Source organism: Desulfacinum hydrothermale DSM 13146, assembly GCF_900176285.1.
In the GTDB taxonomy this organism is placed as follows: Bacteria; Desulfobacterota; Syntrophobacteria; order Syntrophobacterales; family DSM-9756; genus Desulfacinum; species Desulfacinum hydrothermale.
Map to the genome: position 1 here is coordinate 65618 of NZ_FWXF01000011.1, position 23789 is coordinate 89406.

The following is a 23789-nucleotide window of genomic DNA, read 5'->3' on the forward strand; positions in this document are numbered from 1 at the left end:
AACAATGGAGACCAAGACCACGGATCGAATCCCGGAAGCCCTGACCTTTGACGATGTGCTGCTCGTGCCCTCCTATTCGGAGGTGTTGCCGGCGGAAACGGATGTGAGCACCATTCTGACCCCTCAGATCCCCATGCGCATTCCGCTCCTGAGCGCCGCCATGGATACGGTGACGGAAGCGGAGGCGGCCATCAGCATGGCCCGGGAAGGGGGCATCGGCATCATTCACCGCAATATGAGCGTCGAACGCCAGGCCTTGGAAGTGGACCGGGTGAAGAAGTCGGAAAGTGGGATGATCGTGGATCCCATCACGGTGGATCCCGACCAACCCATCGGAGACGTGATGGATCTTATGGCCCGCTACCGCATTTCGGGTGTTCCCGTGGTGAAAGGGGACCAGCTGGTGGGGATCATCACCAACCGGGATCTGCGGTTCGAGGTGGACCCGACGCGCAAGGTCTCCGAGCTCATGACCAAGGACGATCTGGTCACGGCCCCCGTGGGCATTTCCTTGGAGGAGTCCAAGAGACTACTGCAGCAACGGCGCATCGAGAAGCTCCTGGTGGTGGACGACGATGGGCATCTCAAGGGGCTCATCACCATCAAGGACATCATGAAGGTCAAAAAATACCCCAATTCCTGCAAGGATGATCTGGGCAGGCTCCGGGTGGGCGCAGCGGTGGGGGCCGGCGCGGACACCCCGGACCGGGTTCGGGCGCTGGTCCGATCGGGTGCCGACGTGATCGTGGTGGACAGCGCTCACGGCCATTCGCGCAATGTGCTCAAGACCGTGGAGTGGATCAAGTCGGAATTTCCCCAGGTTCCCGTGGTGGCAGGGAACGTGGCCACGGGGCCGGGGGCGGAGGGCCTCATCAAGGCGGGGGCGGACGCGGTGAAGGTGGGCGTGGGGCCCGGTTCCATCTGCACCACGCGAGTGGTGGCCGGAGTGGGCGTTCCCCAGGTGACCGCTATCATGGAATGCGCCAAGGTGGCGGACAAGTACGGTGTTCCCGTGGTGGCCGACGGCGGCATCAAGTACAGCGGGGATGTGGCCAAGGCCCTGGCGGCGGGAGCCAGCTCGGTCATGATCGGAAGTCTCTTCGCCGGAACGGATGAAAGCCCCGGCGAGACGGTGCTCTATCAGGGCCGAAGCTACAAGGTCTACCGGGGCATGGGGTCCCTGGGGGCCATGAAGGAAGGCAGCAAGGACCGTTACTTCCAGGACCAGGTCCAGGAGGTGAGCAAGCTGGTGCCCGAAGGGATCGAAGGCATGGTTCCCTACAGGGGACCCTTGGCGGCCACGGTCCATCAGCTCATCGGGGGGCTGCGGGCCGGCATGGGCTACGTGGGGTGCCGCAATCTCAAGGAACTGCGGTCCAAGGCGGAAATGATCCGCATCTCCAGCGCCGGCCTCAAGGAAAGTCACGTGCACGACGTGATCATCACCAAGGAAGCCCCCAATTATCAGGTGGACCTCAAGTAAGGAAAGAAGGGCGGATGCCATGGAATGGGACCATCTTCACAAGGACAGAATCCTTATCCTGGACTTCGGATCCCAATACACGCAGCTGATCGCTCGGCGGATCCGGGAAAGCCACGTGTATTGCGAGATTCATCCCTGCACCATGGATCTGGCATCGGTGCGGGCCTTCAGTCCTAAGGGCATCGTCTTGTCCGGGGGGCCGTCCAGCGTTCATGATCCCGATGCCCCTTTGCTGGACAAGGAGGTGCTGGATTTGGGGATCCCGGTCTTGGGCATCTGCTATGGCATGCAGCTGATGACCCACCTGCTGGGGGGGCGGGTGGAGAAGGCCGAGCAGCGCGAGTACGGCCCGGCGTTGGTCCAGGTGGACGAGCCCACCGCCTTGTTTCAAGACATCGAAAGGGAGGATGTGCGGGTGTGGATGAGCCACGGGGATCGCATTCTGGGCCTGCCTCCGGGGTTCCGTGTGCTGGCCCGCAGCGACAATTCGCCGGTGGCGGCCATGGCCGATGCGGGGCGATCCCTCTACGCCGTGCAGTTCCATCCGGAAGTGGCCCACACGCCCTGTGGACGGACCCTTTTGGACAATTTCCTTTTCCACATCTGCGGCTGTAAGCCCACCTGGACCATGAAGAGCTTTGTGGAGTCCAGTATCGAAGCCCTTCGCGACAGGGTGGGCCGGGACCGGGTGTTGTGCGGTCTGAGCGGCGGGGTGGATTCTTCCGTCGTGGCCGTGCTGCTCCACAAGGCCATCGGAGATCAGCTCCAGTGCATCTTCGTCAACAACGGCCTGTTGCGCAAAGGGGAGGCGGAGACGGTGGAGCGGGTCTTCCGCGATCACTTCGAGATCAACTTGGTGGTGGTGGACGCCACGGATCAATTCCTGGGACGGCTTCAGGGCGTCACGGATCCGGAACAGAAGCGCAAGATCATTGGAAACCTTTTCATCGAGGTCTTCGAAAAGGAAGCGGCCAAGCTGGAAGGAACCCGCTACCTGGCCCAAGGAACCCTCTATCCGGACGTGATCGAGAGTGTCTCCTTCAAGGGTCCGTCGGCTACCATCAAGACCCACCACAACGTGGGCGGCTTGCCGGAGCGGATGAAGTTGGAACTTATCGAGCCGTTGCGAGAGCTTTTCAAGGACGAGGTGCGCATGGTGGGCCGGGAACTGGGCTTGCCCGAGCGGATCATCATGCGCCATCCCTTTCCCGGGCCGGGACTCGCCATCCGGATCATCGGGGAGGTCACCCCCGAACGGCTGCGCATCTTGGGGGAAGCCGACGCCATCGTACTGGAAGAGCTGGAGGCGGCCAACTGGTACGATCGGGTCTGGCAGGCCTTCGCCGTTCTTCTGCCCGTTCGTTCCGTGGGGGTCATGGGCGACGAACGCACCTATGAACAGGTGGTGGCGTTGCGGGCCGTGGAAAGCGTGGACGCCATGACCGCCGACTGGGCCCGGATGCCCTACCAACTTATGGGCCGCATCTCCAACCGCATCATCAACGAAGTGGCCGGCGTGAACCGGGTCGTCTACGATATTTCTTCCAAACCGCCCAGCACCATCGAATGGGAATAGTATGGGCCGTCAGGCTACAGGGCGCTTCTATCGGTATCGGCACAAGAGCCGCGGATGGCGGGTGTTCCAGGTGCGGGTGGCCCAGACCGATCTATGGATCCGTGCCCAAGAGGACCTGAGCCGCCCGGCGCACGACCTGACCGTGACCTTCCGGCGGCAGCTGGAAAAATACGCCGCCTCCGATCCCCGCTTCCTGCACGCCATGGAGCCCCTGGAAGACGATCCCCTGGCACCGCCCTTGGTGCGCTCCATGCTCCGGGCGGGGCGTGTGGCCGGCGTGGGACCCATGGCGGCCGTGGCGGGCGCCATCGCCCAGGCCGTGGCAGAAGGATTGGTCCGGTGGAGTCCTTCCGTCCTGGTGGAAAACGGAGGCGATTGCTACCTCATATCTGCCGAAGACTTGGTGGTCTCCATCTATCCAGGCCGGAACTCGCCCTTCCGCCACTCCCTGGCGATCCGACTGGCTGCGGACACCTTTCCATGGGCCGTCTGCACGTCGTCGGCCTCCATCGGCCATTCGCTCAGCCTGGGCAGGGCCGATGCGGCGACGGTGCTCGCCAAGGACGCTGCTGTGGCGGATGCCTGCGCCACGGCCTTGGGAAACCGGATTCGACGTCCGGAGGATCTGGAATCGGCCATGGCCTGGGTGGAAGGCATTCCCCACGTGGAGGGCGCTCTGGCGGTCTGCGGCGACAAGCTGGCCGCCTGGGGAGCTGTGGAACTCACGGCACCTTGAACATCTTTTCCACCAATCTCGATCCAGCGTGACAGCAAAACACGATGATCGTCCCCACGCACGGGTGACGTGGCATGCGGCGCGGCACGGATCCCGGCCGGTACCGAGCGCCATTGTCCGGAAAAAGGCCTTGTGTTTTGCGGGCGTGCTGGTATATGTTCGTGTTAACCATTGGGATTAAAAAGATTTTTTGGGTCCGTTATCTGGGTGGGCGCATCCGTGAAAATCGTCGTCTTTTCGGATACACACCTGCAACAGGTCTCGTCGGAGTTCCAGTCGATTTGCGAGCACTATTGCCGCGATGCGGACCGAGTGCTCCACCTGGGGGATTGGACATCGGGGGCGGTGCTGAACTTCCTGGAGCAGTACCCCTTGGACGGCGTCAGCGGAAATATGGATGACATGGTGGTGCGGATGCAGCTTCCGGCGCGCAAGGTCCTCCGCGTGGGGGCATTCCGCATCGGGATGACCCATGGATACGGCTTTTATGGAAGCCTCAAAGAGGCCCTGCGCCGGGAATTCGACGGGGTGGACGCGATCCTCTTCGGGCACACGCACCGGCCCTTGGTGGAAAGAGAGGGGGGAAAGCTCTTTTTCAATCCGGGGTCCGTTTCCTCCGGCAGGGGTTCGGGTTGCAGCTTTGGTATTCTGACAGTGGGAAAGACTCTCGAAGCTGAGATCGTGAGGGTGTAGGAGCACAGAATGCGGAATCTTTGGGCACCGTGGCGCATGGAATATATCCTGGGAAAACGGGAACCTTACTGCATCTTTTGTCCCGAAGGGGATGGATTGAGCGATGAGGAGCGGTTGATCCTCTATCGTGGCCACAAGACCATGGTCATGATGAACAAGTATCCGTACAACAACGGCCACCTCTTGGTGGCTCCCTGGCGCCATGTGGCTTCCGTGGAAGACTTAACAGATGAGGAAATGACCGATATGATGCGCATGGTGCGGGAGTGCGTGGGGATTTTGCGCCAGGTGATGCATCCGGACGGATTCAATGTGGGTTTGAACCTGGGCGCTGCGGCGGGAGCCGGAGTGGAGAGCCACATGCATTTTCACGTGGTACCCCGGTGGGAAGGGGATACCAACTTCATGACCGTATTCGCTGAAGTCCGCAGTATTCCGGAACATATCCGACAGACCTATAATAAACTCTTACCCTATTTCAAGAAGGAGAAGATCCATGAGGCTGTTTAGGCTGTTTACGACCCTTCTTCTCTTGGCATTGATTGTGCTCTTTATTCGGCAGAATCTGGTAACGTTCAACAAGCCCCTGGGATTCACACTGGATCTCTTCATCCGTGAGCAGGTTCAGTGGACCCTCCCCGTGTCCGCGGTGATCCTCCTTTCCGCGTTCGTGGGATTCCTGGTGGGGCTCTTTCTCATGTGGAAGCCCTACCGCCATGCCCGAAAGAGCCTACAGCAGGAACGCCGGGAAAACGAGCGCCTTCTGAAAAGAATCGAGGAGGACGCCAAGGAGCAGGCAAGCCTGCCGGAGGAGGCCGCGCAAGAGTCGGTGGTGGTGTCGACCGACGAGCCGGAACCCAGTCCGACTTGATCCTTGCATGTGCAGTGGAAGGCGGGCCCGGCCCGCCTTCGCTTCTTCCCGCGCCATGGAACGGCCATGGCCATACCCTGTCCTTCCCCCTGTCTTCCTGGCTTCTACCATTTGCAAGGCTTTGCCCCCAGGCACCGGGAGCCTGTCCGACCATGATCTCTTGGCCTTTCTGACAAATGCAATTCAACTGTGGCATGTGATCTTTTTTTTGAGCTTTGTAGGGGCGGGTTCTGAACCCGCCCTACAGCGGTCTGGCCAGGCCGACCGCCCGGGTCCACAGGGAGCCACCTTGGTGTTCTCCGACAGGCTCCTCGGATAAGGATTGCGTCTGCGTTTTCGCCTGGGCTACATTTCAAGCCGCGACGCTGAAGTGCGGAAGGCTCGGGCCGCGCCGGTCCGGATCGTCACGACGGCGAAGGGTGAAGGCCCCTCGCTTTGCGATGCCGGATCAGGAAAACCGTGTCAAGGAAGCGGGTTTCTCACGCCCGGCCCCCGGCGACGACCTTCATATCCATGCGCGCAGGAGGTTGGTCTGGGTTCATGAGCAAGCTCACTCCCATGATGCAGCAGTACCTGGAAATCAAGGCCCGCTATCCGGATGCGCTTTTGCTCTACCGTATGGGGGACTTTTACGAACTCTTCATGGAAGACGCGGTCACGGCCGCCCAAATTCTGGAGATTGCCCTCACCTCGAGGGATAAGAACGCCGAAAACCCCATCCCCATGTGCGGTGTTCCCTACCATGCCGCGGACAGCTACATTGCCCGCCTGATCGCGGCGGGCCACAAAGTGGCCATCTGCGACCAGGTGGAGGACCCCAAAAAGGCCAAGGGGCTGGTTCGCCGAGAGGTGACCCGGGTGGTGACGCCGGGGCTGGTGGTGGAGAGCCGCAACTTGTCGTCCAAGGACCCCAACTATCTGGGCGCCGTGGCGGAGGCTCGCGGCACCTTCGGCTTGGCCTATCTGGACATTTCCACGGCCGATTTTCAGGTGGTGGAAGTGGTCGGGCAGGAAGCGCTTCTGGACGAACTCCACCGGGTTTCACCCAAGGAGCTGCTGGTGCCGGAGGGCTGGGCGGCTCCCTGGCTGGAGCGCTCCTGTTCCCAGCGGGATATGGCGCTCACATGGCTGGAAGAAAGTGCTTTCGACAGGAAGCGCTGTGAAGAGCGCCTCATCGAACACTTTCGCATCCATTCCCTGGAGTCCTTCGGTCTGCAACACATGGGGCCCGGCATTCAGGCCGCCGGGGCGATCCTGGAATATATCCGCAAGAATCATCTGGGGGACTGCACCCACCTTCGCAAGATCACTCCCTACGCCCCGGGAGATTTCATGCACCTGGACGAGGCGACGGTCCGCAACCTGGAGCTGCTCTCTTCCCTTTCGACCCTGGGCCGCAAAGGGTCGCTGCTCCATGTGCTGGACGCCACCCTGACCCCCATGGGGGGGCGGCGTCTGCAGCGATGGCTCCGGTATCCCCTGGTTCGGCTGGAATCCATCCGGTACCGCCAGGAGGCGGTGGCCGAGATGGTGGACAAGGGATCTTTGCGGGCTTCCGTGCGGGGCCATCTGGGAAAGATCCTGGATGTGGAAAGAATCATGGGGCGGGTGAGCGTGGGAACGGCCAATCCGCGGGACCTGGCGGCCCTGGCCCGATCCCTGGAAATCCTTCCTCAGATCAAAGAGTTGCTGGCCGAAGCGGAAAGTCCTTTCTTGCAGGACATGGCGGCGGACTGGGACGACTTGGAAGACGTGGCTTCCAAGATCGCCCGGACCCTGGTGGACGACCCCCCTCTGAGCCTGGCCAACGGGGGGGTGATCCGACGCGGGGTGGATCCGGAGCTGGACCGCACCACCCGTCTGGCCCTGGACGCCAAGAGCTGGATGGCCGACTACGAGGTTCAGGAGCGGGAAAAGACGGGCATTGCCAGCCTCAAGGTGCGCTACAACAAGGTGTTCGGCTACTTCATCGAGGTCTCCAAGGCGAATCTGGCCCTGGTTCCCGACCATTACGTGCGCAAGCAGACCCTGGTGAATGCGGAACGGTTCATCACCGACGAGCTCAAAACCTTTGAAACCCAGGTGCTGGAAGCGGACGAAAAGCGCATCCAGCTGGAAGAGCAGATCTTTGTGGAACTGCGCGGCTGGGTGGCCCAGGAGGCGCCGCGCATCCTGGCCATGGCCGGGCGGGTGGCGGAGCTGGACTGCGTGGCTTGTCTGGCCGAAGTGGCAGCAACCTGCGACTATTGCCGTCCGGAATTGGATGAAAGCGGGGTGATCGAGATCCGCGACGGGCGCCACCCGGTCATCGAGCGGTTTCTGAAAGACGGGGCGTTCGTTCCCAACGATGTGATGCTGGACCAGGAAGAGAATCAGGTTCTGCTCATCACCGGCCCCAACATGGCCGGAAAGTCCACCATCCTCAGGCAGGTGGCCCTGATTGTGCTCATGGCCCAGATGGGCGGGTTCGTGCCGGCTGCCCGCGCCCGCATCGGTCTGGTGGATCGCATCTTCACCCGGGTGGGGGCTTCGGACGACCTGACACGCGGCCGGTCCACCTTCATGGTGGAAATGCAGGAGACGGCCCATATCCTGCTCCAGGCGACGCCTCAGAGCCTGGTGATACTGGATGAGATCGGTCGGGGGACCAGCACCTTCGACGGGCTGAGTCTGGCCTGGGCCGTGGCCGAATACCTGCACGATTACCAGGACCGGGGCGTGAAGACTCTCTTCGCCACCCATTACCATGAATTGACCGAACTGGCCGACAAACTGCCTCGGGCCAAAAACTACAATGTGGCGGTCAAGGAATTCGAAAACGACATTCTCTTCTTTCATCGCCTGCTGCCGGGCGGGACCAATCGGAGCTACGGCATCCATGTGGCCCAGCTGGCCGGCTTGCCCCAGGAGGTGATCGTGCGGGCCCGGGAGATCCTTGCTCGGCTGGAGTCGGGAAATCATCGGCCGCCCGAGCGCCACCCTGGGGCGCCTGCGGGAAAGCGTTCCCGAAAGAAGGCGAAGACGGGGTTTCAAATGAGCCTGTTCCAGCCCAGTCTGGAATGGCTGCGGGACGAGATCGCGGCCCTGGATCTGGACCGCATGACGCCGTTGGCGGCGCTGCAGACGCTCTACGCCCTCAAAGAGCAGATCAAGACCGGCCCTTCCGGGAAATGAGCGCAAGGCAGATGGGGTGCCTTGCAGTCTCCAAGCGATCGTGTCATCCTGGGAAAAAACGTGGAGACAGGGCGGGGAATGGACAAAACGAGGACAAAAGGCTTTTTCTTGCTGTGCCTTCTCTTCTTGGGGCTGACGATCGTCTGGGGGCCTGGGGAGGTGGGGGTGCGGTCCGGAGAGGCTTCGTCCCTAAAGGAGCGCTACGAGGCGGCCCGGCGCCAATACCACAAGCTGCTGGGGACGCTGCGCATGCGATCGAGCGAGTCGGCCTTCCGCCGAAATATCCAGGCCTTTCGAGACATCCACGACGCCGATCCCGGGGGGGCCTTGGCGGACCGCGCCCTTTTTTTGATCGGCCGATCCCACCACCATCTCTACGACGTGCTGGGCCGGGACGAGGACTTCCAGGCCGCCCTGGACGCCTACAAGGAGGTGGTCAAGCAACACCCTCAAAGTTCGCTGGCGGACGACGCCCAGTTTCTCCGGGGGATTCTCTATGAAGGCCGGGATCCCGCCCAGGCTTATCTGGAATACGTTCGCGTGACCGTGCGCTATCCCCAGGGGGACATGGCCCGACGTGCCCAGGAAAGGGCACAAAAGCTGGCCGCCAGGCTGCGTCCCCAGGCTCCGGCGGTCGGCAAGGAGGGGCTCCGAGAGACCCACGTGCCCCCGAAGGGCAGCACACCGGGCGGTTCCGCCTCACATTCCCAGACGCCCCCGGCAGGATCCGTTGCCGGTTCCCCGGCGTACCTGGAAGAGGTCCAGTACTGGTCGGCCGCGGAATACACGCGGGTGGTGGTCTATCTGGACCGGCCCGTATCCTTCCGTCGCAACACCTTGCCGGCCGATCCGGCCCACAAGATGCCGGCGCGCATCTATCTCGATTTTGAAAAGACGGAGCTCAGCCCCACCCTGAAAAAGAAGATAGACATCAAAGACGGGCTGCTGACGGACGTTCGCATCGGCCAGTACGCTCCGGACAAGGCCCGGGTGGTGTTGGACCTGGAGTCCATGGAATCCCACCGCATTTTTTCCTTGGCCGATCCTTTCCGGGTGGTGATCGATGTGCGGGGCACCCGGCGTCTCATTCCGCCGCAGGCGGCGGCATCCGCCAAGAAGGGCCGTCTGCCCAGTATCGCCCGCCAGCTGGGGCTCACCGTGCGCCGCATTGTGATCGATCCCGGCCACGGGGGAAAGGATAAGGGAGCCATCGGCCCGCATGGGGTCTGGGAAAAAAACATCACGCTGGCCTTGGCCAAACGGTTGAAGAAGTATCTGGAGCGGGACGGCCGATTTGAGGTCTTTCTGACCCGGTCCACGGACCGCTACGTGAGTCTGGAGGAGAGAACGGCCATTGCCAACACACGCAAGGCGGACCTTTTCATCTCCATCCACACCAACGCCCATAAGGACCATCGCCTGGGCGGGGTGGAGACCTACATCCTGAACCTTTCCACGGACGGGGAATCCGCGCGGGTGGCGGCCCTGGAAAATGCGGTGTCCGCCAAGCAGATCAGCGACTTGGAAGCGATCCTGCAAGATCTCATGCAGAACACCAAGATCAGCGAATCATCCCGTCTCGCCCAGGAAGTGCACCGGAAGCTGGTGGCCCAGGTGGGCCGGTTCGAAAATGTCCGGGACCTGGGAATCAAACAGGCTCCCTTTTACGTGCTTTTGGGAGCGGAGATGCCGGCCATTCTGGTGGAGACGGCCTTTATTTCGAACCCCAGAGAGGAGAAGCTGTTGACCGACCGAAGATTTCAGAAGAAGGTGGCCCAGGGGATCGCCCAGGGCATCCGGGCCTATGTGGAAGCCATGGATCGAGTGGCCACGCTGGGGGGCGGTGCATGATCGGCAAAGAAGCGCCCGAGATGCCCGCCGGAACGGTGGTGGAGTTTTTTGAGTCCAAGGATATCGTCCTGGGCGTCTGCCTGAATGTGAAAGACCAGCGCTTGAGCATCCTGACGGAAACAAACCGAGAGATGAACCTGGCCCGTCGGCGGGTGATTTTTGCCTCCCCCGGTCTGTTGGATCCTTCCGAGGGCCGTGACCAACTGGTGCAAAGGCTGCTCGATCTTCGCAAACGGCGCGAAGACCTGGCCGGAAGCGTTCGGGTGGAAGAGCTTTGGGAGGTGTTGGAAGGCGAGCCGGAAGGCTTTGCGGCGCGCGATTTGGCGGAACTCTACTTTTCCGGGGATCCCAGCGACGATCACGTGGCGGCCCTCCAACGGGTGCTGCTCCGGGATCGTCTCTATTTTCAGTACAAGGACGGTCTCTTTGTTGCCAGGACGGCCGACAAGGTGGAGCAGCGGCGGCTTGAACTGGAGCAGGAAGCCAGGAGAGAGGCCCTTCTGGAAGCCGGAGCCGCTTGGCTGAAACAGGTCTGGAAAAGCCGTTCCCCGGGCCGCAAGGATCCTCCCGATCCCAAGATCCTGGACCAGATCAAGGACTTCTGCCTCTTCGGCCAGGAGGCCCCTGAGAGTGCCTTCGTCAAAGAGCTTTTCAAACGGGCCGGCGTTGCTCCGCAGCAAAACACCGCCTTCCGTCTGCTCGTGCAGCTGGGGATCTGGTCCAAGGACGAAAACCTCTATCTGCACCAGCAGGGGATTTCCAGCGACTTTTCCCAGGAGGCGCTGGAGGCGGCGCGGCAGAAGACGAGCCTGTCGGCTGAACACCTTGGCGGGCCGGAACGGCAGGACCTGCGCCATTGGGACGCCTTTACGGTGGATGGCGCCAATACGCGGGACTTCGACGACGCCCTGAGCCTGGAAAAGCGGCCCGACGGCCGTTGGCTCGTGGGCGTGCATATCGCCGATGCCGCGCAATACGTCCAGCCGGGTGACCCCTTGGACAGGGAGGCGGAGGAACGAACCACCTCCATCTATTTGCCGGATGCGCGCATTTCCATGCTTCCGGCGGAACTTTCCGAAGACTTGTGCAGCCTGAGGCTGGGTGAAGATCGACTGGCCGTGAGTTTCCTTTTCGAGGTGGACGAAGGGGGGACGGTGCATCCATGCCGGGTGGTGCCGAGCCTCCTTCGGGTCAAGCGCCGCCTGACCTATGAGGACGTGGATCGAACCGTGGAAGAGGACGAACCCTTTCGGGTCCTGCATGGGCTGGCACAGCAGTTACGACAGATCCGCCTCGCAAGGGGAGCCGTGTTGCTGCCACTTCCGGAAATCCAGATCCATGTCAACGAACATGGCATGATCCACGTTTCGCGTTACGAGAAGGAGACACCGGGGCAACTCATCGTCTCGGAATGGATGATCGCAGCCAACGGGCTGGCCGCGAACGAACTGGCCCGCAGAGAAATCCCCGCCATCTACCGCACCCAGGAGGAATGCAGGCCGGAAACGGATCAGGTCCAAAGCGATTATCCCATCTTTCATGTGTACCGCCAGAGGCGGCTCTTCGCCCGCGCCGAGTTGACCACCCGGCCCGGACCGCACTGCAGCCTGGGCATGGACCCCTACACCACCGTCACCTCGCCCATCCGGCGCTACATGGATCTGGTGGTCCAAAGGCAGCTCAAACATGCGCTCCAAACCGGGGAGGCCCTCTATGGGGAAGAAGAACTGGAGGCTCTGATCACCCGGATCCGGGTGCAGCTGGGGCGGGTGGCCTTCGTGCAGAGAAAATGGGCCCGGTACTGGCTCCTTAAGTACCTGGAGCAAGAGGATATCCAGTCCCTGAACGCCCTGGTCCTGGACAAAAACGCCCGGTTCGCCCACCTGTTGATCCCGGACTTCCTCATGGAAGTCAACGCGCCGTTGCCGGAGGACAATCCGGTCTCCCCAGGAGAAATGGTGCGCATCAAGATCGAGCGCCTGGTCCCCCGGGACGAAATCTTTCGGGTCCAGATCGTCTGAAGCGCCGTGAGAAAACCAACGGCCGGCCCCGATGGGCCGGCCGTTGCCAAAGCGCTTATTTTGCCGCCTGTGCGTTGAGTTGGTGCAGCAGGTAGGCCTCGATGAACTCGTCCATTTCCCCGTCCAGGACCGCGTCCACGTTGCCCTTTTCCACCTGGGTACGGTGGTCCTTGACCAGACGGTAGGGCTGGAGCACGTAGGATCGGATCTGATTTCCCCAGGCGATCTCATCCAGATTGTCGTGCAGTTCCTGCATCTTTTCCTGTTGCTTTTGGCGTTCCCGCTCATAGAGGCGGGCGCGCAGCACCTTCATGGCGATTTCCCGATTCCGGTGCTGGGATTTTTCATTTTGACACTGCACAACGATGCCCGTGGGAAGGTGGGTGATGCGCACGGCGGAGCTGGTCTTGTTCACATGCTGGCCGCCCGCGCCGCTGGCCCGGTAGGTGTCGATGCGCAGATCGGAGGGCTTGATGTCCACCTCAATGGTGTCGTCGATTTCCGGATAGACGAACACCGCGGCAAAGGAGGTGTGCCGCCTTCCGCTGGCGTCGAAGGGGGAGATGCGAACCAGCCGGTGGATGCCCGATTCGGCCTTGAGGAGGCCGTAGGCGAAGCGGCCGGAAGCGGTGAAAGTGGCGCTCTTGATCCCCGCTTCCTCCCCTTCCAGCAGGTCCACCATTTCCGTGGCAAACCCCCTGCGTTCACACCACCTCAAATACATGCGCAAGAGCATCTGAGCCCAGTCCTGGGCCTCCGTGCCGCCTGCTCCCGCGTTGATGCTCACGATGGCGTTCTTGTCGTCGTTTTCCCCGCTGAGCATCTGCTGCACTTCCAGGGCGCGGATCTTCTTTTCCACAGCCCGGGTCTTGGCGGCCACTTCCTGGATGGTGTCCGCATCTTCTTCGTCCACGGCCATGTCCAGGAGCAGTTCGCTTTCTTCCAGCTCGGTTTGCAACTCTTCGAAGCCTTTTACAATATCTGCCAGGTGGGCCCGCTCTTTGAGGACGTCCTTGCTCTTGTCGGGGTCGTCCCAGAAATCCTGTTTGCCCATGATCTGGTCCAGCTCTTGGAGGCGTTTCTTTTTGCCGGCTATGTCAAAGATACCCTCCCAGGGTTTGGCACTTGACGGCCAGATCCTTGAGAGATGCCTTGATTTCTGCAGGTTGAATGATCATTCATGGTCTCCTTTCTGTCCTGGCAACTTGGGGGCGCATCCCAGCCCCCGTGGGCCCCTTGCCGGGTGGGGAAGGGGCGAACCGAGTCAATGTTTCAGCCATTTTAACACGACATGGCGGGGACTGCAGCGGCAATCTCGATTTACTTTCGGGTCCGTTTGCGCAGGGCCCCATATATCGCCGAGGCGGCCGTCGTCAAGACGCAGATCCAGGCGAACAGGTCCCCCAGGCGGGCGTAGAGGGTCGGGGTCCGGGCGGGGTACACGAGGGCGGATACGGTGCCGCGCCGGCCCAACGGCAGGCTGGCCACGGTCTTTCCCGACGGGGCGAAGACGGCGCTGATGCCCGTGTTGGCGCAGCGGACCATGGGAACCCGAAACTCCACGGCGCGCCAGCGCGCCATCTCCTTATGCTGGTAGGGGGCGGAGCTGTGGTCGAACCAGGCGTCATTGGTGATGTTGACGAGCATGGTGGCGCCGTTGCGCACCTCTTCCCGCGCCAGCTCGGGGAAGATGGCCTCGTAGCAGATCAGGACTCCCAGCACGTGGCGTCCCAGGAGAAGGGCCGCCGGGCCCCCTCCCGGCTGGAAGTCGCCGGCGGCGGCCACAAGTTTTTCCACGAAAAAAAGGACCTTCTTGAGAGGCACATACTCGCCGAATGGAACCAGATGGCGCTTGCTGTAGCGGCCCGTCAGACCCCGGGAGGGCTCCAGGAGCAGGGCTTGATTTTGAAGCTTCGCCGTGCCGTCTGTTCGGACGATGCCGGGGATGCCCACAAGAAGGGGAGTGCCCAGGTTTTCCACGATCTGGTGCAGCCGTGCCGTGGGGCCCGCCTCGATCTGGTAGAAGAATGGAGCGGCGGTCTCCGGCCACACCACTAGATCGGGTCGGTCTTGCCGGACCAGTCCTCGTGAAAGCCTTTCATAGGTGTCCAGGGTCTTTTTCTGATAAGCGGGATCCCACTTGACGGACTGGTCGATGTTGCCCTGCACCAGGCCCACGCGGAACCCGTCGCCCGCATGAGGGGGGGAGTCCACTTGCTGCAGGCGCCAGGAGCCGTAGCCCAGGCTGATCGCGATGCACAGTGAAGCAATCAGGAGCGGGCGCACCTTGGAGGTGCGAAGAAGGAGCGCCACGGCCACGTTGGTTTGAACCAGCAGCCAGCTGACTCCATAAACACCGGTCATATCGGCCATTTGAATGAGGGTCAAAAAGGGACCCTGGCTGTAGCCCAAAAGGTTCCACGGAAACCCTGTGAGAAGATGGGCGCGGATCCACTCCAGGCAGACCCACGCGGGGGCCAGCCCCCAGGCCCAGCCGCTGGGGCGGTCCAACCAATGCCGGGCGAGCCAGGAAAAGACGGCCGGGTACAGGGCCAGGTAGGCGCACAGGAGCCCCAGGGCGGAAAGGGCCACCGGCAGCGGCAGCCCGCCGTAGTGTTGAACCACGTGGACGATCCAATAGAGGGAGGTGGTGAAATGGACAAGGCCGGCCAAAAAACCCAGGCGGAAGGCTCCGGCCGGGCTTGCCTGCGGCAGAACCCCCAGCAAGGGGACCAGGGCGATCCAAGCCAGGGGGAACCCGTCAAACTTGGGGAACGCGGCACTCAGCAGCAGGCCGCTGGCCACGGCGCCCACCACGGGCCCCCATGGCCGGGGCGGGCTGGATGGGGACGAACGGAACTTGAGCCTGACAAACAGTCTTTGCACCACGATATCAGGGGAAAAGGGCCAAATCACGGCAAAGGGGGCCTCAGGATGCGGGGCCTTCTTCGGGCATGGGCTGCGCGGGCGGATTTTCCAGGCGACGGATCAGAATCTTTTCAATCTTTCGATTGTCCGCCGCCTTCACCACCATCTCCAGGCCTTGGAAATGGATCTTTTCGTTCACCACGGGGACCCGGCCCAGTCGGCTGATCATGAACCCACCGATGGATTCGAACTTCCCTTCGGGAAACTCCACGTCCAGATAGTCTTCCAACTCCTCGATGTCCAAACGGGCGTCCACCAGGATGGAACCGTCCGGCTGTTCCACCAGCAGGTGTTCTTCCGAGTCGTATTCGTCCATGATGTCGCCGATGATCTCTTCGATGATGTCTTCCATCGTCAGTATGCCGGCCGTCCCGCCGTATTCGTCGATGACGATGGCCATGTGAGACTTGCGATGGCGCAGGTCTCGCAGGACATCACTGATCTTCTTGGACTCGGGAATGAAATAGGGCGGGCGCAGGGTCTCGCGCAGTTGGATGGGTTCCCTGCCCCAGTATTGGAGCAGATCCTTGGCGTGGAGGATCCCCACGATGTTGTCGATGGAACCCTCGTAGATGGGGATCCGCGAGTGGCCGGATTCTACGATGAGGCGGATCAGGGCCTCTGTGGGAGTCTCCACCGGTGCGGCCACGGCGTCTGTGCGGGGAACCATGATCTCCCGGGCCACGGTGTCCCGAAAGGAGAAGATCCCCTGGATCATCTCTCCTTCGTCTTCCGAAATGAGCCCGCGTTCTTCCCCTTCGTCAATAAGCTCCTGGATTTCCTTCTCCAGATCCTTGGGCTTATCGAGCCTCGATAGCCGGCGGAAGGCCTTTTTCAGCCACCGCTGTAACCCTTTGGCTGATTCTTCGTCCAAAGCTTATCCCCGGAAAGGATGCGTTAAGGAAATTGAAGGTTTCCAAGATGTTATGGTGTCATTACCACGCATGACGCATAAATCTAGCAAGAGAATTCAGCTTCTGTCTAGAAAAATGTAGGCGAGGAGCTTGTGCACCAGCCGAGCCGCCAGGAAGTCCGGGGCGGGCAGGCCGGCCAGGGGGCAGAGTTCCATGACGTCGAACCCGACGATGCGGCGACTGCGGCTCACGGCCCGCAGGACACTTAAGATCTGGTGCCAGCCCATGCCGCCGGGTTCCGGGGTTCCCACTGCCGGCATGATGCCGGGATCCAACACGTCCAGATCGATGGTGATGTACACATTGGGGCCCAGATTCTCCACAACCCGTTGAGGCAGGTCTTTCATCCCGTGGAGCTGGTGGGAGAAAAAGGCGGGGATGGCGTGCCGTCGGATCCTTTGGTGTTCTTCGCGGGTGAGCGAACGCAGACCCACTTGCACCAGCGGAATCTGGCCGACCACGTGGTGCATGACGCAGGCGTTGCTGTAGGCCGATTCCTGGTATTCGGTTCGCAGGTCGGGGTGGGCGTCGAAGTGGAGTACGCTCAGGGAGTCAAAGGCGTGGGCGGCCGCTTGGATCATGCCCAGCGACAGCAGGTGTTCCCCTCCCAGAAGGACCGGAAGCTTGCCCGCCTGAAAAAGGGCGCTTGCCACGGCCCGCACCCGTTCCACCATCTGCTGCGGAGACGCCACCGTCACGGCCAGTTCGTCCAAGGTGGCGATGCCCTCACGGTAGGGCTCGGTTTCCGTTTCTTCGTCGTAGAGTTCCAATTCCCGGGACGCCAGAATGATGGCGCGGGGACCTTCCCGGGTTCCGGCCTTGTAGGTGGTGGTTCCGTCGTAGGGCGCCGGGACGATTACCGCCCGGGCCCTTTCCAGGGCATGGGGACCCTGGTGGAGTCCCAGAAAAGACAAAGAAGGACCGAGATGCTCTTGGATCCCGGTCCCCATATGGCGAGAAGGCGTGTGGTCCATGGTGTCTAACGGGTTCTTTGCCGAAGCATGCGATCCATGCGCACCACCTGGGCGGAATCGGCGATGTTGTTGGGAAATTCCTGGCCCCGGTCCAGCACGTTGATTTCACTCTTTTGAATGGCGAACCGTTCCTTGACCGTGGCGATGGCCTTGTCCGTATCGAACGGCTTGCAGGAGAATATGTCCAGGCTCAGATACGCCTTCTCAGGGAAGGTGTGGATGCTGATGTGGCTTTCGGCGATGAGCACAAAGCCCGAAATGCCCCAGTCTTCGGGAACGGCCCCTTCGTAACGAAAAACATAAGGGGGCATGATCTTGGTCATGTCCATTTCGGTGGGATACGTGTCCAGAAACTCGTAAATCCGATTGATGTCCTGCAAGCAATGGGGGTCACAGCCATAGCCATCCAGCATGAGGTGAACCCCGAAGCCGAACTCAGGTTTTTTCGTGTTCATGTCCATCACCTCCCCGTCCAGTGGCAAAATCACCCCCCCCAGGGGGCTAAGGGGTTTGGATCGTCGTTGGTCCAGCGCTTCAGAATCGGGACTGGCTCACCACCCACAAAAGGATGGCGTCGCTTCGGCTCGTGTTTTCCACCCAATGCTGGGTGGAACTCTTAAAGTAAAAACAGTCGCCTACCTTGAGCTTGTGTTGCTTTCCGTCCAGCCAGAGGGTCAAAGCGCCCTTGATCACGAACCCAAATTCTTCCCCTTCATGAGGGGTGTGGGTGGGCGTGCGGGCCCCTCTGTGCAGCCTCACGTAGACCGGGTCCATGATGCGCCCCATGGCCCGGGGCAGAAGAAAGTAGATTTCGCACTCGTCGCTCGATTCCGAACTGAGCACGCGTGCCGTTTTCCTGGCCACCGCACCGGGATGGGGTATGTCCTGGAAAAATTCAGCCAACTCCACCCCCAGCACATCCAGAATGCTCTTGAGCGTGGCGATGGAAGGCGAGGTCAGATCCCGCTCAAGCTGCGAAATGAATCCCTTGGTGAGATAGGCCCGATTGGCCAGTTCCTCCTGGGTCAGGCCGTTTTCCATCCTCAGGCGCCGAAGCTTTTCGCCGATCCTGATCTCGTCTGCCATGGTTTACCTATATTAAACTAAAAGTTTAAAAAAGCGTGCCTTGTATAAAGGCCGAAAAAGGGTGTGTCAAGGAAAAAGTAATCGTCGGTGATCGGATGCAGGTGGGTAGGAGCTGGAAGTAGATTTTTGGGAGCTTATTTGGAGTCGGGGGCGAGGCACACCAGATCGTCCGTGTCGTCCAGGCACAGTTGATTGCCGCCCATGTCCTTCTTGGCCTGGTACTGGGCCTTGTCGGCCCGGGCGATCAGGTCCTCGATGCTTTGTTCCACGTGTCCGTTGAGGGAACGAAAGGCCGCCGCTCCGATGGACAGGCTGGTGGGGGCGGCGTTCAACTGCGCATACTTGGTCTGGATTCGCTGGGCCACCTTGGTGGCCTGTTCCAACTCCAAGTGGGGCAGCAAGACGGTGAATTCATCGCCGCCGAAGCGGAACGCCGAGTCCACGTGCTCCCGGATGGACGAGCGCAGGATCTCGGCTAGTTCCACAAGCAGCGCGTCTCCAGCCTGATGACCCTCCTGGTCGTTGTATGCTTTGAAAAAGTCCACATCGATGAACAGAAGGGAGAGTGGGTGCCCATAACGAAGGGAGCGCACGGCCTCCTGGGTGAGGACTTTCCGGAAGTGCCGGCGGTTGAAGAGGCCGGTGAGCGGATCGCGGGTCGCCAGATGTTCCAGTTCGTTTCGCAGCCATCTTTCTCGGATCAGGCGCCGGAGTTTGGCGTCCAGCTTGTCCAGGCTGAAGGGCTTGGTGATGAAGTCGGCCGCGCCCGCATTGATCACGTCCACGTACTTGTAGCGGACCGCATGGCCCGTGATGGCGATCACATCCACGCGCGGATGGTGTTCGCGGATGTGGCGGATCAGAGCGATTCCATCCATCCGGGGCATGTCCATGTCCGTCACCACGATGTCGAAGGACGTTTGTTCAAGCTTTTCCACGGCTTCCAGGCCGTCCACAGCGGTTTCCACCCGGTGGCCGATGATTTCCAGGCTCTCTGCCACCAGCTCGCGGACGCTCAGCTCATCGTCCACCACCAGGATATCCTGGGGGCCGTAGATCTCTTGGGGCGGTTCTTTTTCCATGTTCCGCAGCCTGGGAAAGAGGGCACAGCAATTCACTTCAACGGATCCCAAAATAGCCGATCTTGTGACGCTTGACAATCCGTTTCCTATGGCCTTTCCGTGGGTTTTTCCCTATCATCGGGGCCGACAAGACGTCCGGGAAGGAGACCATGGAACACATCATTGTCATCTACAAGCGGGGGCGGAGAGAGGCTGCCGACCTGGCGCAGCGCCTGGTGCTGTGGCTGAAACGCAAAGGGGTTCAGGTGACGGCCCAGCAGAACATGGCCGATGTGCGCATATCGGACAAGCCCTTATCGGCGCTGCCCCAGGTGCAGGCGGACGCAGTGCTGGTTTTGGGAGGCGATGGCACCTTGCTCAGCGTGGCGCGCCAGTTGGACCATCGCGCGATCCCCATCCTGGGCGTCAATCTGGGCGGTTTGGGGTTTTTGACCGAAATCAGCCGGGAGCGGTGTTTCGAGGACCTGGAACAGGTCTTGGAGGGGGGCTACGACATTGAAGAGCGCATGCGCCTCACGGTGACCATTCAGCGCGAGGGCCAAACGGTCTTCCAGCAGACCGTGCTGAACGATGCCGTGATCAACAAGGGGGCGTTGGCCCGCATCGTAGACCTCTACACCTCGATCGACGAAAGCTATCTCACCCACTACCGCGCCGACGGGCTCATTGTGGCCACCCCCACGGGCTCCACCGCTTACAATCTGTCCGCCGGGGGTCCTATCGTGTATCCCACGGCCCAGGCGGTCATCCTGACGCCCATCTGCCCGTTTGCACTCACCAACCGGCCCATCATCCTGCCTGGGACGGCCCGGATCCGCGTGGATCTGGACGACAGGGCCCAGGACGTGGCCCTCACATGCGACGGCCAGGTGGGTTGTCACCTGGCCGCCAACGACACCATCCACATTCGGGTGTCTCCCTACCCGCTGCGGCTCATCAAGCCCGCCAGCACCGACTATTTCGAAATCCTGCGCACCAAGCTCAAGTGGGGGCAGGCCTGAAGAGGGCGACCCGTCGGGTCGCCCTTCCAGCGCAAAGCCTGATGGCCTCTCCGGCCGGCAGGACGGGTTGTGCCAACAATCCTGAACCAATCCCGAACCGGTCGGTCCCCACAAAAAGAACTCCATCTCGGCCGAAGGCCCTGGGGCTCTTTGAGAGCCTTGACGGGGCGGCCTGGCCAGGCCGCCGGCACGGGCCCATAGGGAGCAATCTGGGCGCTCCGGGTCAAGCTCCTAGAGAGCGCGCATCCACTCGGGTTTGAGTCGCACCCGGCCTTTCAGGGCCTCGTCGATCAGGGCCAGGGCCCGCTCTTTGTCCGTCGGCATCTTCACCTTGATGGGCAGATAGTTGGATGCGTGGTTGGACAGGAAGAGACCACGGCTCATGTGCGTATGCGCCAGCATCTCTCTCAGTTCCACCAGGAGTTCTCGGGGGTCCAGAACCTCAAAGGTGCCCTCCTGGACGCGGCGCCCCAATTCGGTGTTGGGAAGCACCATGAGGGTGAGGGCGCCCACATAGTGGGGGTCGATCTCGCTGAGAATGGATCCGGTGGCGCGAGCGTGCTCCAGGGACCTTTCCCGCCCGGCGATGCCCAGCAAGACGGTGACCGAGAGCTTGATGCCCGCTTGGCGAACCCGCCGCCCGGCTTCCACCATCTTTTCCCGGGACACGCCTTTTCGGATGTCCCGAAGGGTCTGTGGGTCTCCACTCTCCACGCCCAGATAGACGATGCCCAGTCCCAGGTCCCGGAGCTCTTTCAACTGCTGAAGGCTCTTGCGCAGGATGCTTTTGGCATTGCCGTAGAGGCCCACCCGCTGGATCCAGGGCATTCGGGTGCGGATTTTTTGGAGAAGCCTTACAAGCCGCTCCTGGGGAAGGATGAGCGCGTCTCCGTCGGCCAGAAAGACGCGCCGGAGGAACTGGAGGTTTTTGGCCGCGTAATCGATATCCCGGTCGACGATGGCCTCGTCCTTGATCCCAAAGCGCACTCCCTTGTAGGTGCCGCAGAAGGTGCACTTGTTGTGGGAGCAGCCCCGGGTGATCTGCAAAATGATGCTGTCCGCCTCGCTGGGCGGTCGAATGATCATGCCTTCGTAATGCAATCCGTCCATCTTTTGCTTTCTCCTGATCCCAAACGTCATTCGGGATTTGAGATTTTCAAATCGTTCCTATATATTGATCTTTTCTAAAATTTTCAAGGGAGGAGATCCTTCACCATGACCGATCACAACATCCTGAACGAACCCTTTTCGTCCACCATGAACCGCCAATTTCGCATCACGCGCAACATCCACACCCAGACAACCCCCTTTCAACGGGTGGAGGTGGTGGAAACCAACGACTACGGCATCACGCTCTTTCTGGACAGGCGTTTCCAAACCTCGGAAAAGGATGAATTCTTCTACCACGAATCCCTGGTGCATCCGGCCATGATGACCCACCCCGATCCGCAGCGGGTTCTGATCATTGGAGGCGGCGATGGGGGCACCCTGGAGGAGGCGCTCAAGTACCCTTCGGTCCAATCCGCCACCATGGTGGAGCTGGACCCGGAAGTGGTGGAGATCGCAAAAACCCATCTTCGGGCTATTTGCGGCGACGCTTTTGACGATCCCCGCACTCGGCTCATCATCGGCGACGGGCGCCGTTTCGTGGAAGAGACCGACGAGACTTTCGATGTGATCATCCTGGATCTGACGGATCCCCTGGAACCCTCCAAGTACGTCTACACCCGGGAGTTCTACTCCTTGTGCAGGGACCGGCTGCGCCCGGGAGGTATCCTGGCCCTTCACAACGACTCGCCCTTCTTCTACCCGGAGGCCTTCAACGTGATTTCCAAGACCCTGGAGGCGGTCTTTCCCTTCCGGCGTCAGTACCTGACCTACATCGTGGGCTACATGCTGGACTTCGCCTTCTCCATCTGTTCCCGGGAAGACGTGCTGGATGTGTCCGAAAAGGTTCTGCTGGAGCGGGCCCAGGAACGCGCCATCGGCCCTCTCAACTACTACAGTCCGCAGATGCACGCTCGGCTCTTCGCCCTGCCCGGCTACGTGACGCGTATCTTGGAAACTCCGTGCCAGATTTCCACAGACGCCGCCCCCTATGTCATGGCGGAAGAAGATTATTAGGAGACCGCCTGAGAACGCCTCGGTTGCTCCCTTCTTGTGCGGACAGCAGGTGGGGACTGCCGGGCGGGCCTTTAAGCAGTAGGGGCGGGTTCCGAACGTGCCCCCACAAGGCTCCAAAAGAACCACAGAGAACAGTGGGACTTCAACCAGTTGAAAATCCACCCAAAGGCGAAAAGGCCATGGTCGAACAGGCTCCTGGGAAAGGGGAGGCAGCAAACTTTTGGAAATGAAGACGAGACACACCCACACAAAACTTCCCCGTGGCGCCAAATGCACTCGCTGCCGGGAGCAGGCCGTGGTCGCGCTTCCGAGCCATCATGCCAACTTCTGCGAGGACTGCTTTCGCTTCTTTTTCCGGCGCAGTGTGCAGCGGGCCATGAAGAAGTTTCCCGTGGATCCCCGGGAGACGATCCTGGTGGCGGTCTCCGGCGGTAAGGACTCCCTGGCCGTTTGGGCCGTTCTCCAGGACCTGGGATGGAAGACCAAGGGAATTCATGTGGATCTGGGGATCGAAGGCTTCTCCGAGGCATCGGCGGAGGTCATTGACGCCTTTGCACGTCAAAGGGGGCTCCGTTGGGAGCGATATGCGCTCCAGGAGACCTTCGGCTACACCATTCCCGAGATCCAAAAGCGCACCCGCCGAAAGATCTGTTCGGTGTGTGGAACGCTCAAACGCCAGATCCTCAACCGGCTGACCTTTCAGCAAGGATGCCGGGTGGTGGCCACCGGCCACAATCTGGACGACGAAGCGGGGCGGCTCCTGGGGAACCTGGTCCGTAACCGCCGGGAATACATCGAAAAACAGTATCCCTATCTGCCGTCGACCCATCCCAGGCTGCCGGTGAAGATCAAGCCGCTCTATCGGGTTTCCGCCGATGAGATCCGAATCTTCTGCCGACTGGAAGGCATCCCGTTTCTGGCCCAATCCTGTCCGCTGTCGCGCGGGGCGACCAGCCACACGTTTCAGGAGGCCCTTCAGTTCCTGGAGCAGAAGATGCCCGGAACCAAGCGGGACTTTCTCTTTTCCTACCTGGAATCCAAGGAGCCGCCCAAGCCGGTGGAAGACTTCGGTACCTGCGACCAATGCGGCCAACCCTGCTACGGAACCCGCTGCAGCGTCTGCAATCTGTTGAACCAGCTCAAGGAAAAGGACGCGGCGCGGCTTCAGGCTTCCGGTGGGCGGGAGGGCTGATAAAACCGTCGGGGTGCCCTGACATTGGGCACTTGCAACAAACGACTGCCCTCCCATGCCGCTTCCCCGGGATCACCGCCTCT

General features: G+C 61.1%; 20 protein-coding genes. 12 read left to right on the forward strand and 8 right to left on the reverse strand.

The window, feature by feature from the left end; all coding sequences use genetic code 11:
• The first annotated feature begins 4 nt into the window (after positions 1–4).
• The 9 genes from guaB to B9A12_RS10685 all read left to right on the forward strand — a co-directional run bounded on the left by guaB (position 5) and on the right by B9A12_RS10685 (position 12405).
• Positions 5–1483: an IMP dehydrogenase gene (guaB, locus tag B9A12_RS10645; protein WP_084057880.1), complete on the forward strand. Its 1479-nt coding sequence runs from the start codon at positions 5–7 to the stop codon at positions 1481–1483.
• A gap of 19 nt (positions 1484–1502) precedes the next feature.
• Positions 1503–3059, forward strand: a complete 1557-nt coding sequence (gene guaA, locus B9A12_RS10650; RefSeq protein ID WP_084057881.1) for a glutamine-hydrolyzing GMP synthase — start codon at positions 1503–1505, stop codon at positions 3057–3059.
• Between the two features lies 1 nt (position 3060).
• Positions 3061–3795, forward strand: coding sequence for a UPF0280 family protein (locus B9A12_RS10655; protein WP_084057882.1), 735 nt, complete (start codon positions 3061–3063; stop codon positions 3793–3795).
• A 219-nt stretch (positions 3796–4014) separates the two neighbouring features.
• Positions 4015–4488, forward strand: a complete 474-nt coding sequence (locus tag B9A12_RS10660; RefSeq protein WP_170920537.1) for a metallophosphoesterase family protein — start codon at positions 4015–4017, stop codon at positions 4486–4488.
• A 9-nt stretch (positions 4489–4497) separates the two neighbouring features.
• Positions 4498–4998 carry an HIT family protein gene (locus tag B9A12_RS10665; protein ID WP_084057884.1) on the forward strand — a complete coding sequence of 167 codons (501 nt, stop codon included), beginning with the start codon at positions 4498–4500 and terminating at the stop codon, positions 4996–4998.
• The gene (locus B9A12_RS10670) at positions 4985–5359 is read left to right on the forward strand and encodes a LapA family protein (protein WP_084057885.1); all 375 of its coding nucleotides are present in this window, start codon (positions 4985–4987) and stop codon (positions 5357–5359) included. The genes B9A12_RS10665 and B9A12_RS10670 overlap by 14 nt, the downstream gene beginning before the upstream one ends.
• Before the next feature lie 540 nt (positions 5360–5899).
• Positions 5900–8533, forward strand: a complete 2634-nt coding sequence (gene mutS, locus B9A12_RS10675) for a DNA mismatch repair protein MutS (RefSeq protein WP_084057886.1) — start codon at positions 5900–5902, stop codon at positions 8531–8533.
• Between the two features lie 78 nt (positions 8534–8611).
• Entirely contained in the window at positions 8612–10384 is a 1773-nt protein-coding gene (locus B9A12_RS10680) for an N-acetylmuramoyl-L-alanine amidase (RefSeq protein ID WP_084057887.1), read from the forward strand.
• Positions 10381–12405 (forward strand): ribonuclease catalytic domain-containing protein, encoded by a 2025-nt coding sequence (locus B9A12_RS10685; RefSeq protein WP_084057888.1) that lies wholly within the window; start codon positions 10381–10383, stop codon positions 12403–12405. Before B9A12_RS10680 ends, B9A12_RS10685 begins: the two co-directional genes overlap by 4 nt.
• A 55-nt stretch (positions 12406–12460) precedes the next feature.
• Here B9A12_RS10685 and prfB read toward each other — a convergent pair.
• The 7 genes from prfB to B9A12_RS10720 all read right to left on the reverse strand — a co-directional run bounded on the left by prfB (position 12461) and on the right by B9A12_RS10720 (position 19389).
• Positions 12461–13583 (reverse strand): peptide chain release factor 2 gene (gene prfB / locus B9A12_RS10690; RefSeq protein ID WP_425430180.1). Its coding sequence is split into 2 segments (ribosomal slippage): positions 12461–13513 and positions 13515–13583, totalling 1122 coding nucleotides; the frame shifts between segments, so codons are not numbered across the junction.
• A 142-nt stretch (positions 13584–13725) separates the two neighbouring features.
• Entirely contained in the window at positions 13726–15321 is a 1596-nt protein-coding gene (gene lnt, locus B9A12_RS10695) for an apolipoprotein N-acyltransferase (RefSeq protein WP_212636910.1), read from the reverse strand.
• Positions 15322–15334: 13 nt separating this feature from the next.
• Positions 15335–16207 (reverse strand): hemolysin family protein, encoded by an 873-nt coding sequence (locus tag B9A12_RS10700; RefSeq protein WP_245802421.1) that lies wholly within the window; start codon positions 16205–16207, stop codon positions 15335–15337.
• A gap of 96 nt (positions 16208–16303) precedes the next feature.
• Positions 16304–17161, reverse strand: a complete 858-nt coding sequence (speB, locus tag B9A12_RS10705; protein WP_170920539.1) for an agmatinase — start codon at positions 17159–17161, stop codon at positions 16304–16306.
• Positions 17162–17226: 65 nt separating this feature from the next.
• A complete protein-coding gene (speD, locus tag B9A12_RS10710; RefSeq protein WP_084057933.1) occupies positions 17227–17676 on the reverse strand; it encodes an adenosylmethionine decarboxylase in 450 nt (149 codons plus the stop codon).
• Between the two features lie 79 nt (positions 17677–17755).
• The gene (locus tag B9A12_RS10715) at positions 17756–18307 is read right to left on the reverse strand and encodes a helix-turn-helix domain-containing protein (RefSeq protein ID WP_245802422.1); all 552 of its coding nucleotides are present in this window, start codon (positions 18305–18307) and stop codon (positions 17756–17758) included.
• Between the two features lie 134 nt (positions 18308–18441).
• On the reverse strand, positions 18442–19389 hold the full coding sequence (locus B9A12_RS10720; protein WP_139796594.1) for a GGDEF domain-containing protein: 948 nt from the start codon (positions 19387–19389) through the stop codon (positions 18442–18444).
• 149 nt (positions 19390–19538) lie between these two features.
• On the opposite strand from B9A12_RS10720, the gene B9A12_RS10725 reads away from it, so the two are divergent.
• On the forward strand, positions 19539–20390 hold the full coding sequence (locus B9A12_RS10725; RefSeq protein WP_084057893.1) for an NAD(+)/NADH kinase: 852 nt from the start codon (positions 19539–19541) through the stop codon (positions 20388–20390).
• Between the two features lie 231 nt (positions 20391–20621).
• Here the strand turns inward: B9A12_RS10725 and B9A12_RS10730 are convergent, their stop codons facing one another.
• The gene (locus B9A12_RS10730) at positions 20622–21500 is read right to left on the reverse strand and encodes a radical SAM protein (RefSeq protein WP_084057894.1); all 879 of its coding nucleotides are present in this window, start codon (positions 21498–21500) and stop codon (positions 20622–20624) included.
• A 105-nt stretch (positions 21501–21605) separates the two neighbouring features.
• Between B9A12_RS10730 and speE the strand changes: the two genes are divergently transcribed.
• Together speE and B9A12_RS10740 are read left to right on the forward strand one after the other, a co-directional pair.
• Entirely contained in the window at positions 21606–22514 is a 909-nt protein-coding gene (gene speE, locus B9A12_RS10735) for a polyamine aminopropyltransferase (RefSeq protein ID WP_084057895.1), read from the forward strand.
• Positions 22515–22740: 226 nt separating this feature from the next.
• A complete protein-coding gene (locus tag B9A12_RS10740) occupies positions 22741–23706 on the forward strand; it encodes a PP-loop family protein (protein ID WP_084057896.1) in 966 nt (321 codons plus the stop codon).
• Positions 23707–23789 lie beyond the last annotated feature (83 nt).

Bases quoted from the DNA above. Each gene is read 5' to 3' on its own strand.
- guaB (WP_084057880.1), top strand. From the start codon at position 5: ATGGAGACCAAGACCACGGATCGAATCCCGGAAGCCCTGACCTTTGAC.
- guaA (WP_084057881.1), top strand. From the start codon at position 1,503: ATGGAATGGGACCATCTTCACAAGGACAGAATCCTTATCCTGGACTTC.
- B9A12_RS10655 (WP_084057882.1), top strand. From the start codon at position 3,061: ATGGGCCGTCAGGCTACAGGGCGCTTCTATCGGTATCGGCACAAGAGC.
- B9A12_RS10665 (WP_084057884.1), top strand. From the start codon at position 4,498: ATGCGGAATCTTTGGGCACCGTGGCGCATGGAATATATCCTGGGAAAA.
- B9A12_RS10670 (WP_084057885.1), top strand. From the start codon at position 4,985: ATGAGGCTGTTTAGGCTGTTTACGACCCTTCTTCTCTTGGCATTGATT.
- mutS (WP_084057886.1), top strand. From the start codon at position 5,900: ATGAGCAAGCTCACTCCCATGATGCAGCAGTACCTGGAAATCAAGGCC.
- B9A12_RS10680 (WP_084057887.1), top strand. From the start codon at position 8,612: ATGGACAAAACGAGGACAAAAGGCTTTTTCTTGCTGTGCCTTCTCTTC.
- B9A12_RS10685 (WP_084057888.1), top strand. From the start codon at position 10,381: ATGATCGGCAAAGAAGCGCCCGAGATGCCCGCCGGAACGGTGGTGGAG.
- speD (WP_084057933.1), bottom strand. From the start codon at position 17,676: ATGAACACGAAAAAACCTGAGTTCGGCTTCGGGGTTCACCTCATGCTG.
- B9A12_RS10715 (WP_245802422.1), bottom strand. From the start codon at position 18,307: ATGGCAGACGAGATCAGGATCGGCGAAAAGCTTCGGCGCCTGAGGATG.
- B9A12_RS10720 (WP_139796594.1), bottom strand. From the start codon at position 19,389: ATGGAAAAAGAACCGCCCCAAGAGATCTACGGCCCCCAGGATATCCTG.
- B9A12_RS10725 (WP_084057893.1), top strand. From the start codon at position 19,539: ATGGAACACATCATTGTCATCTACAAGCGGGGGCGGAGAGAGGCTGCC.
- B9A12_RS10730 (WP_084057894.1), bottom strand. From the start codon at position 21,500: ATGGACGGATTGCATTACGAAGGCATGATCATTCGACCGCCCAGCGAG.
- speE (WP_084057895.1), top strand. From the start codon at position 21,606: ATGACCGATCACAACATCCTGAACGAACCCTTTTCGTCCACCATGAAC.
- B9A12_RS10740 (WP_084057896.1), top strand. From the start codon at position 22,741: ATGAAGACGAGACACACCCACACAAAACTTCCCCGTGGCGCCAAATGC.